The 10,698-nt window shown below is 66.5% G+C and carries 9 protein-coding genes and 3 pseudogenes; 6 read left to right on the forward strand and 6 right to left on the reverse strand.

Annotated features, from left to right (window positions below):
* Both ACFVFQ_RS37750 and ACFVFQ_RS37755 read left to right on the forward strand, forming a co-directional pair.
* On the forward strand, positions 1-580 hold a 580-nt coding region (locus tag ACFVFQ_RS37750; RefSeq protein WP_383425146.1), incomplete at its 5' end, for a transposase.
* A 377-nt stretch (positions 581-957) separates the two neighbouring features.
* Positions 958-1,512 carry a hypothetical protein gene (locus tag ACFVFQ_RS37755; protein ID WP_383425148.1) on the forward strand — a complete coding sequence of 185 codons (555 nt, stop codon included), beginning with the start codon at positions 958-960 and terminating at the stop codon, positions 1,510-1,512.
* A gap of 173 nt (positions 1,513-1,685) precedes the next feature.
* Here ACFVFQ_RS37755 and ACFVFQ_RS37760 read toward each other — a convergent pair whose 3' ends face one another.
* Entirely contained in the window at positions 1,686-1,841 is a 156-nt protein-coding gene (locus ACFVFQ_RS37760) for a hypothetical protein (protein WP_383425150.1), read from the reverse strand.
* 178 nt (positions 1,842-2,019) lie between these two features.
* Between ACFVFQ_RS37760 and ACFVFQ_RS37765 the strand changes: the two genes are divergently transcribed.
* Both ACFVFQ_RS37765 and ACFVFQ_RS37770 read left to right on the forward strand, forming a co-directional pair.
* Positions 2,020-2,394: a winged helix-turn-helix domain-containing protein gene (locus ACFVFQ_RS37765; protein ID WP_383425158.1), complete on the forward strand. Its 375-nt coding sequence runs from the start codon at positions 2,020-2,022 to the stop codon at positions 2,392-2,394.
* Positions 2,395-2,438: 44 nt separating this feature from the next.
* A complete protein-coding gene (locus tag ACFVFQ_RS37770; protein WP_383425161.1) occupies positions 2,439-2,969 on the forward strand; it encodes a transposase in 531 nt (176 codons plus the stop codon).
* Positions 2,970-3,274: 305 nt separating this feature from the next.
* On the opposite strand, the gene ACFVFQ_RS37775 is transcribed toward ACFVFQ_RS37770, so the two are convergent.
* Together ACFVFQ_RS37775 and ACFVFQ_RS37780 are read right to left on the reverse strand one after the other, a co-directional pair.
* Entirely contained in the window at positions 3,275-5,392 is a 2,118-nt protein-coding gene (locus ACFVFQ_RS37775) for a tyrosine-type recombinase/integrase (RefSeq protein ID WP_383425164.1), read from the reverse strand.
* Between the two features lie 197 nt (positions 5,393-5,589).
* On the reverse strand, positions 5,590-6,654 hold the full coding sequence (locus ACFVFQ_RS37780) for a tyrosine-type recombinase/integrase (protein ID WP_383425152.1): 1,065 nt from the start codon (positions 6,652-6,654) through the stop codon (positions 5,590-5,592).
* Between the two features lie 170 nt (positions 6,655-6,824).
* Here ACFVFQ_RS37780 and ACFVFQ_RS37785 point away from each other — a divergent pair, with 170 nt between their 5' ends.
* The gene (locus tag ACFVFQ_RS37785; RefSeq protein WP_383425154.1) at positions 6,825-7,199 is read left to right on the forward strand and encodes a hypothetical protein; all 375 of its coding nucleotides are present in this window, start codon (positions 6,825-6,827) and stop codon (positions 7,197-7,199) included.
* A gap of 713 nt (positions 7,200-7,912) precedes the next feature.
* Here ACFVFQ_RS37785 and ACFVFQ_RS37790 read toward each other — a convergent pair.
* Positions 7,913-8,763 (reverse strand): annotated as a pseudogene (locus tag ACFVFQ_RS37790) (ISAzo13 family transposase); the annotation flags it as partial.
* 516 nt (positions 8,764-9,279) lie between these two features.
* On the opposite strand from ACFVFQ_RS37790, the pseudogene ACFVFQ_RS37795 reads away from it, so the two are divergent.
* Positions 9,280-9,330 (forward strand): annotated as a pseudogene (locus ACFVFQ_RS37795) (hypothetical protein); the annotation flags it as partial.
* Positions 9,331-9,355: 25 nt separating this feature from the next.
* On the opposite strand, the pseudogene ACFVFQ_RS37800 reads toward ACFVFQ_RS37795, so the two are convergent.
* A pseudogene (locus ACFVFQ_RS37800) lies at positions 9,356-9,606 on the reverse strand (transposase family protein); the annotation flags it as partial.
* Positions 9,564-10,525, reverse strand: a protein-coding gene (locus ACFVFQ_RS37805; protein WP_383425156.1) for an IS5 family transposase whose coding sequence is annotated in 2 segments (ribosomal slippage) — positions 9,564-10,111 and positions 10,111-10,525 — 963 coding nt in all. Because the reading frame shifts where the segments join, the coding sequence is not laid out codon by codon here. The pseudogene ACFVFQ_RS37800 and the gene ACFVFQ_RS37805, both read right to left, overlap by 43 nt.
* Positions 10,526-10,698 lie beyond the last annotated feature (173 nt).

The following is a 10,698-nucleotide window of genomic DNA, read 5'->3' on the forward strand; positions in this document are numbered from 1 at the left end:
GGCGGCTCTTCCGCCGAGCCCGCTGCAGCCCCAACCGACTGACGTCAATGACCAAAGCGGTCCTCACCCTGGAGCAGCACCGCTGAAGAAGCTCATGGAACTCAGGCATGCACGTCCGTTGCTTGAATTCCATGAACCCCAACTTCCCCTGCAATCACGGACTCCACGCTACGAGGGGAGGGACAGGGTGTCGCTGGACGGTCGGGACGGGTTGTTGCAGCGGATGATGAAGCAGGTCATTGAGCGGGCATTGCAGGCTAAGATGAGCGATCGCCTCGGCTACGAGAGCGGAGCTCCGGCGGGGCGGAGCAGTGGAAACAACCGCAAAGGCTCCTACGGCAAGACGGTGACCACCACCGCCGCCCCTGTCGAGATCGATGTGCCCCGTGACCGCCGGGGCGAGTACGAGCCACGGATCGTGCCCAAGGGCACCCGGCGCCTAGAGAAGGCCGACGAGGCGATCCTGTCGCTGTACGCACGCGGCATGACCACCCGCCACCCCGTTATCCAATCCCCCACCTGCAGTGACAATGACGACACGGTCGCCCGCAATCAGCGACTGGGCACAGATAAACCATAGATACTAAGTGTGACAGTCCAGGGTGTACGGTGTCAATTACCTGCCGGACTGAATCACCCCGTGTCTATTGGAGGATTCGAATCATGGAGCCGTTTCCAAGCTGGCGTTGCTGACCGCGAGTTGGGCAGTCCTGCGTAAAGGATGAAGCTCCTGGTAGGCGGGTTCTCGACCAAGATCACCCGTAACTAGATAGGCGACTGGTCTTGGCTGATTTGATCTTGATTTCCGGTTTGATGGTTATTGGGGTCGTGTCTGCGGCTAGAAGCTGTTGTCTTTCCGGATGTGAGCATTGAGTTTCCGCTGTTCAGGCATGGTTTCGGTGTCACTGAGGGAGAGTTCGGTCGATCAGTTCGTTCTCGGTGATGCGAAGATGACCGATGCCATCGGTGATGGGGTTGCTGGAGGAGCGGGAGGCGGCTGCCTGGGTGCGGGCGGAGCAGCTTCGCGCGGAGATGGAGCGGATCACGGCTGAACTCGTTGATGCGGAGGCGGTGTTGGAACGGCGGGTGATTGCCCAGACGGAGCTTGCCGAGGCTCTGGCTGCTGGGGGTGAAGAGACACAGGCGTCCGCTGCCGGTGTGCGGGAGGCACAGGCCCTGAGCGAGACGGCCGCGGATTCGGTTGCGGGGTCCGTCGTGCCACGCTGGCACGAGGCGGCGACGGTGGACGCGCTCACGGTGGAATACCGGCGGATCGTCGAGCTGGTGGATTCCGGTGTGGGTGACGGCGAGGGGATCTCGGCGAAGCAGCTTACCGCCGGGCTTCAGCTGGAGCTGGTGCCCGCGAAGATCGAGGGGGTGTGGTCCAAGGCGAGGCCGCTGGCTGAGCGGGACTGGCTGACGGCGTCGCCGGCGGGCCGGTTTACACGGCGACAGGCCACCGGCCCTGCTCGGACTGCGTCCGGGGAGCGGAGCGGGCAAGGCGGCGGCTGAGGAGCATGGCTTGCGAGAAGTAGATGAACGCCTCGCTGGAGGCGGGCGGCGTCTCGAAGTCCCGCACCAGGCGGCGTGAACCCATTAGCCATCCCAGGCTCCTCTCCACCACCCACCACCCACCGCCTCGGCAGTACCACGAACCCTGACATGTCGTCCGAGGGTTTCACGATCTACAGCGTGAGCTGCAGTTTCTCCTTTGCCCAGGCGACGAGCCGGCCGCGGTAGCCGCTGTCGACCCACACCAGCGTGATCGCGGTGAACCGCTCGTGCAGGCGGGGCAGCATCATGTGGGCGGCCCGGCGGTCGGTGACGTTTCCGGCCGTCACTACTGAGATTTTCGGTTTGGGGTGACGGTGATCTCGGTGGTGGGTGTATCCCTGTGTCATGCGGTATCCCGATGGGGGCGGTCTGATTGCGAAGCAGCGGGCTCAGAGGGAGCAAGTACGGTTCAAGGCCGCCGAGTTATTCAGGCAAGGGGTGGCGCCGCCGTAGGTCGCACGGCGTCTGAGGGTCTCCCGGAAGTCGGCGTATGCCTGGCACGCGCGTTGGCGGGACGGCGGTGCGGAGGCTCTGCTTTCAAAGGGTCCCTCGGGGCGGCCTTCGCGGATGCAGCCCCACTGGCGGGATTGGCTGGCGACCGAGCTGGAGAAGGGACCGGCCGCCCACGGCTGGGTGGAAGACCAACGGTGGACGTTAGCCCGGGTGGCCACCGTGATCGCACGGCGGTTCCATGTCCGCTTCAGCACCGCCCAGACCTGGCGCATCCTGCACCAGATGGGCTTCACAGTGCAGGTCCCACTGCGCCGTGCCGCCGAGCGCGACCAGGACGCGGTGGCCACCTGGCTCAGGAAGACCTGGCCCCGCGTGGAAAGACGGTGAGGGACCAGGACGCGTGGCTGTGCTTCGCCGACGAGTCGGGCCAGGTGCTCCGACCGCCCAAAGCACGGACCTGGTCCCGACGCGGCCACACGCCCCGCATCACTGTCCGGGCTGCCGGCTCGGGCCGTATCTCCCTTGCCGGTCTGGTGTGCCGCAGGCCAGGTCACCGCACTCGGCTCGTCTTCCGGATGCTGGTGCACCACGGTCGCAAGGGCGAACGGAAAGGGTTTCGGGAGAGGGATTTCGCTTGCCTGCTGGACGCGGTTTACCAGCAGCTGGGCGGGCCCGTGGTGCTGGTGTGGGACAACTACACCCATCATGTCGACGCCGCGACGCGCGAACTGATCGCGGCCCGGAGCTGGCTGAGCGTCTTCCGTTTCCCTTCCTATACGCCCGACCTGAACCCGGCCGAGGGCATGTGGGCCCATCTGAAGAACAGCCTGGCCAACCTGGCCCCGTGCAGCATCGATGAACTCGCCGCACTGGCCCGCACACGCATGAAACGGATGCAGTACCAACCCGCACTGCTCGACGAATTCATCGCCGAAACCGGACTGATCCCAGCCCCGCCATGACGTCACCCCAAACCGAAAATCTCAGTAGCACCATCAGCTGCAGGCCCAGACAGCCCGTGATGACGTGCCGGCGCCTACCGTTGATCTTCTTGCCGCGTCGTAGCCTCGTGAGATCTCGGGCACCGAGGCCGCCGCCTTGATGGACTGCGAGTCGATGACCGCCGCCGTCGGTTGGGCCTGGCGCCCTTCGTCCGGCGGGCCTTCTCCCTCAGCCGACCGTGGAACTCCTGGGCCAGGCCCTTCGTGCACCACCTGCGGAAGAATGCGTAGACCCGGTCCCACACGGTTCTGTGGAATCAGTTTTGTCAAGAACCTCCCGTCTTGCCCTGCCGGACATCGACGATCGGCAGCAACGTTGCAGTCGCGGGAACACCGATCTGGCGAGGTGTCGGCCCGGCGGGGGTGGGGACGTCGGTGAGCCGGTCCAGGAGTTGGTCCAGGGCGGCTTGTCCGTCGTCGACCGCGGCGCGTTCGTCGTCGGTCAGCGGGATGCTGGCCAGCATCTTCTGCAAGTTCTCCTTTGCTTCCAGCAGTTGGCCCTTGGTCGAGTCCTTCGGCGTGTAGAAGTCGCAGCGTGCGCAGGCCATGCGGTGCTGGCACTGCTCGAAGAAGGTGTAGGTGCACCAACCGTGGCCGAGGTCGAAGTACTGCCAGGGCTCGCCGTTGGAGGCGACCACGTCGCGGTCGACGAGGACTTCGATGGTGCGCACGTTCCTCGCGAAGTAGCCGGCGTCGTTGTAAGCCCTGGCCAGCTTGTTCGGGGTGATCTTCGCGTAGTGCGAGGTCGCCTCGGGAGTCCGGTGCCCCAGCCATTCCTGCAGCTCGAAGAGCATCATCGGCTCCTTGGCGTTGTAGAGCTGACTGGCGATGGTGGACCGGGCCCGGTGGCTGGTGATGTTGCCGCGGACGTCGGCGGTCGGGACGCCGGCCTTGCGGCAGAGCATCGGGATGATCGCCGTGTTGATGTAGTGCTTGGCGACCCGGCGGGCGCGGTGGGCGAACAGGAAGTCGGCGTACTCGTTGGTCTTGCGGTCGAGCATCGGCGGCTGGGTCGGCCTGACGGCCTGCCATGCCTCGATGGCCTGGCCCAAGAGCGGGTCGACGGGCTTGGTGAACGCGGTGCCGGTCTTGTGGGTCGGCACGTCCAGCAGGCAGACGGCGTCGCGGGCGAGGACCTCGCCGGAATCGCCGGGAATGGGAAGGCCGTCGTGCTGCCAGCGGATGCAACCCACCCTCAACCGAGCGATCTCGTCACTGCGTTGACCGGCGAACAGCCAGGTCAGGGTGATGGTCCGGATCAGCTCGACCGAATAGGTGCGGCCGTCCGCGGTCGGAAGGTCGCCGGGCTCGACGTTCAGGCCCGCCCACAGAAGCTTGGCCCAGATGTCATCGGCGATCACCCGCGGGTCCGGCCCCATCAGCGCGCGAACGCTTCGAGAGGTTCTCAGGGCATGAGCCGGGTCGAACCTTCGCGGGATCAGTTCCCATTCGTGCAGGTCACGGAAGAACGCGCGCGGCACTTTGAGATAGCCGGACTTCGTCTGCGGGGTGAGCGGTTTCCCAAGACGCTCCTGCGAGCGCATGCCGTGGGTCCACTGCGCGAAGTCGCCGGCGGCCATCCGGTCCACGGCCGCGACCCAGGACGCGCACGTCTGGCGGGTCCACTGGCCGGGCTCGGTGATCTCGGGGTGCTCGGAGGCCAACCAGCGGCCGATCTTCGCGAGCACGCTGCGGTAGCTTTGGTGGATCTTCGGAGTCAGCGTCGACGTCGCGTACCAGTGCTCAACCGACGCCGCCCACGGGGCTGGAACTCCCTCCATCACGGCCGGTCCGGCTGCATGTCCCGACGGTGGCGGGTCCGCGTGGCCCAGTGCCGCGACTGCCCGGTGGAGGCCGTAGAGGTCTTTGCCCCACTGCCCACTCATCGCCGGGTGAACACGCAGTGCGGCCAGGGCCTCGGTGGACAGATCCTCCAGCAGTGGGCTGCGGTTCAGCAGCAGCATCTGGCAGATCACAGCGGCCAGCTTGTCGGCGTCACGGCGATAGCCCCAGTCGGCCAGAACCTTGCACATCCGCTGGACGGCATCGTCGACGAGAGCGGCGCCGAAGACCCGACGGGCCAGGGTCGGCCGCATGAAGCGACCGAGCCGGTCGAAGGCGGTGAACTCGCCGAGCAGGTAGGCGTAAATGAGCACGAAGGGCCGGGCGTTAGGGCCGATCTGGCCGCCCCATGAGCGTCGGAAGTCGGCGCCGCTGGCGTTGATCAGATCGACCCAGTCGTCCGCTGACCAGCCCCAGAAGGCTCGACGAAGCTCACCGCAGCGGATCAGCACCAGCCCGGCCGCGTCCCGCGCGAACCGCCGCTGGTGATGGCCGTTAGGCGGCCAATGCAGACCGGTCAGAGTGTCTGCCAACGGTCTCACCAGCCGGGCCGCCGGCCGAAGCGGCACCGAGTCGAGCCTGAGGCCGTCGCGCCGGAGCTGATCGATGTTGAGTGTCCGCAGTGCTTCCGCCTCAGGCTCGGTGAGCAGGCCGCGACGGTCATAGTGGGCAAGGTCGACGGCTGTCGCCCAGGCCGGAGTACCTGTCGGCCGTGTAGCTGCCGTACTCGGTTGTGCGGTCACTCGGCAACCGCCGCGGCATGGGTGGCGCGGGTGAGCATGTCCACGCGCCAGGAGTGGATCTGTTGCATGCCCCGGTTCAGCTTCTCGGCCAGGTCGCGGCCCGAGAGGTGGATGTAGGTCAGTGTCGACTCGGTGCTGCGGTGTCTGGCAAAAGAGGCGATGGCGTGCAGTTCCCAGCCCATCCTGGCCAGGTCCGTCAAGCACAGGTGACGTGTGGTGTGCGTCGAGAAGCGCGGCAGATCGGCGGCGAGACCAACGCGCCGAATCACCTTCGACCAGGTCCAAAGGGCTAGCGGCTGGCCGTAGTTGCGGCGCGACTCGGACAAGAACAGCGGCCCTCGGGCCCGGCTGATCGTGGCCCGATGTGTGAGATAGCCAGAGAGCAGAACCCCGGTCGACGCCGAGTAGGGGACGACGCGTTCGCGCCGGGTCTTGGTCGTCTCGGCCCGAATTCGCAGGGTCCGATGGGCAGGGTCGAGGTCATCAGTCCGCAGCGAGCACAGTTCCTCGCGCCGCAGAGCCGCATCGTAGGCGAGGGCGAGCATGACGCGGTTGCGTACGGGTTCCTCACGCGCGACGTCCAACAGGTCGAGCCACTGCTGTTCGCTCGGGATCCACGGCAGCTTCGTCAGGCGCGGCACCAGCCCTCGCTGATGTCCGCCGAAATTCCGGCCGGGTGTGTAGCGGCCGCGGCCGACCGGGTTGGACTCCCGCAGACCCTCCTCGATGAGGTAGTCGTAGAACAGCCGTACCGGCACCAGGCGTTGCTGCAGCGTCGCGTTCGCCAAGCCGGCCCCGGAGTCCAAAACGACGACATTGCCTCCCCGACGGCCCGGCCGCGTTGCCAGCTCCTTCACGAACGCCGCCACATGCAGACGCTTCGCGGAGATCGGGTCGATTCCATCGCGCTCGCAGACCAGCAGGTACTCAGCAAGTCCCCGCGCGTACGCATCGATCGTCCGGGGTGCCCGCCCCAGGTCCGTCCATATTCGCAGCCACTCGGCTGCCCGCTCGTGTCGGCCAAGGACCGGCCACTTCTCCAACACCACCGCGCTGCCCAACGGATCTCCTCAGTACGTGGGGACGCCGCAGGATACGACCCGCATCCCGCGGCGTGTGATTCCACGTAACTAATAGAAAGCCCACGGGAAGCGCGCGCCATTTCACTCCGTTGTCCACCAGTTCCCTATTGAATCGGCGTGTTGAAGCCGATCGAGAGGGGGCGGTCAGGGTGGAGTGGCGGGTGTGCTGGGTGCCGTCCGGAGGGATCCGGTCGGGGGTACGCGGTGGGTTGCTGGCGGGGTGGGAAGAGCTGACAGCTTGTGAGGAGGCGGTCGGTGTCCGGGCGGGTGACCCGATCTTTCTGGCGCCGGATTATCGCGTCGATCCGCTGCTGAGCCGGTACGTGCAGTCGCAGGATTTCCGCAGGCACGAGGTGGAGACGAAGCGCAACTACGCAACGGATATCGCGCTGCTTCTCGCCTTCTTGTGGAGTCGGACGTTCTTGGACGCGGGCGACAACGCGGGATCTGGAGGATTACAAGCACTGGCGTCGGCATTCGATCGAGAATCCGCAGCGGATCGGCGGATCGAAGTGGAACCGTGAATTGGCGGCGTTCTCGGGGCTGTTCACGTGGGCGGTGAAGGAGGGATTGATCCGACGGAGCCCGGTGGCGACCAAACAGGTGCTGGGGCGGCGCGGCGAAGTGCTGACGGTCGCGGCGGCGAAGGCCAAGGACGCCAGGCCGTCGAACGTGCACTGGTTGACGCCGCGTACGTGGCGCCTGTGGATCAGCGTCGGGCTGCGTGGCCACACCCGCGAGGGGGTGCCGGAGCCGGGCTGGGTGGGACGTCTGGAAGACCGGAACGTGGCGTTCGCACGGACGGTGACGTCGTCGGGGCTGCGGCGGCTGGAGGAGGGGTCACTGCTGACGTTCGAGGTCCCCAAGTTCCGTCTGGCGGGGAGCCGTTACTGCCACGGGAAGGTGTCCGCCGCCGTGACTCGGTCGAAGAAGCCGCGCACGTTCTATGTCTCGGCAGGCGCGGTCGGCGACGTGGAGATGTACATGGAGTCGTCGCGGGCCTGGGCGATCCATCAGGCTCAGAGGCATGGCCGCTATGAGCGGTTTTCGGTGGTGCGGCTGGTCACCGAGGTGACCCGCGGGTTGAAGCCGGTGGTGCGTTGGTGCGACCGGAACGGTGTGTTGGGTGAGCAAGAGATCAACCGGCTGACCTGGCAGGAGCGGATGCTGCTGTTCGCCGAGGGCCCGGAGGGGCCGGAGCCGCTGTGGTTGTGGCTGAACGAGCAGGGGCTGCCGTTCCTGCCGCATTCGTGGGACGCAGGCGTCGGGAGTGCGGGTAAGCAGCCTGTCCGACCGCGTGCCACCAGCGACGGATGGAGGCGACGGCGAAGGCGGCGGTGTCGTGGTCGGTGCCCACGCTGACCCAGCCGGTATCCGCCGCCAAGTCGTAGATCCCGTACGGGATCGCCTTGCCCAGATCGGCGTCGGGAAAGTCGTGAGTGCGGACCCGGACCAGATCGCCTTCATGACGCCACTCGTGTCCGACGTTCTTGTAGTTGCCGACGAGCTCCTTCTTTTTGGTGTCCACGCTGATCACGGGGTCGTCGGCCGCCTGGAACTCCTTGGCCCGCTCGTTGATATAGCGGAACTGTGCGTCCCGGCCCGGATGCTGGGTGCCTTCGATGGTCTTGGCGTTGCCCTGAAGACTGAAGCCCTCCTCCCGCAGCACGGCCGCCACGGTATCCGCCGAGATCTGGTGGCCCTGCCGCGTCAGTTCCTCCGCCAGACGCCGCGTCGACTTCGTCGTCCAGCGCAGCGGCGACATCGGATCGCCCCGCTCATCTGGCTCGACCAGCGCCAGCAGCGAGGGCCGCAGCCCCGGATCCAGGTCCGCCACGCGCTTGCGGCCCCCGCCCGCCCGGCGGACCCGCCCCAACGGCTCCGCATCAGACTCCAGTTCAGCCACGCCGCGCGACACGGTTCCCTCTCGCACTTCCCGGCAGCACGGGCCACCATGCGGATCCTGCCATGCCCCAGCGACTGGGCCTCCGCCCCCATGGTTAGCCGGCGTTGGCGCTCATCCAAGTGCGGGAACAGCGCCTCGAACTTCGCTGCTAGTGCCGCCTCGGCCCCCTCCGAAATCTCCATGCCACGACAACGCGGTGCGATCACGGAAGCGACGCCTTGTTCTCCGGCAAGTCCTAACTTCGCGGCATTGGTCCAGCATCTGCCGGTGGCAGTAGCCCTCCGGCTGTCCGCCCCGGCCCTCCAGCTAGGCCGGGATCGGCATCGCGTGGCGCACCACCTGCCACTCCGCGTCCGTCATGTCGGTGGGATACCGCCGCACCCGGTCGGGGCGGTCGGCCGCGTTCCCGAACCGGTGAGCGAGGCAATCGCACGCTGACACGCGCGAGTTGGACGGGACCGGCACCAGCACGCAAGACTGGAACAACAAGGCCTCCCTGCACTCGAGTTGGCTTCGCAACCCTCGTGTTGCACCGGAGGTCCTGCTTCATACGCCCACCCGGCCAAGATCACCCGACCAGGAACCCTGTTCGATTAGAACCGTCCTCATGATCGATAGGGAGACGGCTTCTCAGTCCACCGCCCACCTACGAGGAGCTCGCCCTGTTGGTGGTCGAGCTGCGCGGTGAGTTGGTGGCGGTGAGGGCCGAACTGGTGGAAGCCCGGGCCGAGATTGCGGATCTGAAGGCCCAGCTGGGCCAGAATTCGAAGAACCCCTCGAAGCCGCCGTCGTCCGACGGAAACGCCGTCCTCGCACACGAATTACCACCCGTCGTTCATCGACGGGCACATCCGCGAGGGTCCGCCCGTGATAGCCGTGCACGCGCTCCGGCGGAGCCCACACACCGGGCAGACCGCAGTGTCCTGCGGGGCGCGTGCCCGCACCACGATCCGCTCACCTTCGTCAGCCAAGTCCTCGATGACTAGGTCGTTTCTGATGGCTCTTGGACGGTGTCGCGGAGCCAGATGACGATTGCTGCGACGGTGCGGGTGCCGTTGAAGATGTAGTCGCGTTTGTCGTACCTGCTGGCCACCGCGCGGTGCTGCTTCCACTTGCTGACGCAGCGCTCGACGGCACTGCGGCGGCGGTACTGCGTCTCGTCGAAGGCCGGAGGACGTCCGCCGGCCTGGCCCTTGCGCTGGCGGTTGGCCCGCTGATCCTCGGGCTGCGCGATGGTCGCCTTGATACCCCGCCCTCGCAGGTAAGCACGGTTGTCGTAACTGGAATACGCCTTGTCACCGCGGACACGATCCGGACGGCTGCGGGGCCGACCCGACCCACGCCGTCGGATCCGCAGCCCCTCCAGCACAGGCATGAACATGGGGCTGTCGCCCCGCTGGCCTGGAGAGGTCTGCCAGGTCAACGGGCGGGCCCGATCATCGGCCAGCAGATGGACCTTACTGGTCAGTCCGCCTCGCGAGCGCCCCAGCGCCTCACGCCCCTCTGTGTCCACACGCGCACCGCCCCCTTTTGCGGAAAGTCCCGCGGTGGCCGACGACGCGCACCGGCCGCTTGCTGGTGAGCCCGGCAGGACGTGGAATCGATGTTCACCGCCCACTCCCGACGACGCGGCACACCTTCCTTCTCGACGTCCTTGGCCAGGGTCCCGTCGGGGTCGGTGGCGTCTGCCTCGATCTGTAGCTCGGTCAGGATCTGCTGCCAGGTTCCGTCAGCTGACCAGCGGCGATGGCGTTCGTAGACGGTCTGCCAGGGGTCGTACCGTTCGGGCAGGTCCGGCCAGGGAACACTGGTACGGGCCCTGAACAGCACCCCGTTGACCACTGTGCGGTGATCGGCCCACTGCCCGCCAGGCTTGCCATTGACGGGCAGTAAAGCCTCGATCTTCTGCCACTGCGCGTCCGTGAGCTCATGTCGCCGCACCATATGACGCAACTGCCCAGCCAGAGCACTGATCCACCACCCCAGCAAGAGCCATCAGAAACGCCCTAGTGTCCTGAGTCTGGTTTTCGTCGTTGGTTGTATGTGACTCAACGAGGACCGAAGATCCCGCCGGTGACGGTAACTGACGTTCAGCGGAAAGTGCTTGAGGGTTGGGT

It is taken from the genome of Streptomyces sp. NPDC057743, assembly GCF_042798755.1.
Classification (GTDB): Bacteria; Actinomycetota; Actinomycetes; order Streptomycetales; family Streptomycetaceae; genus Streptomyces.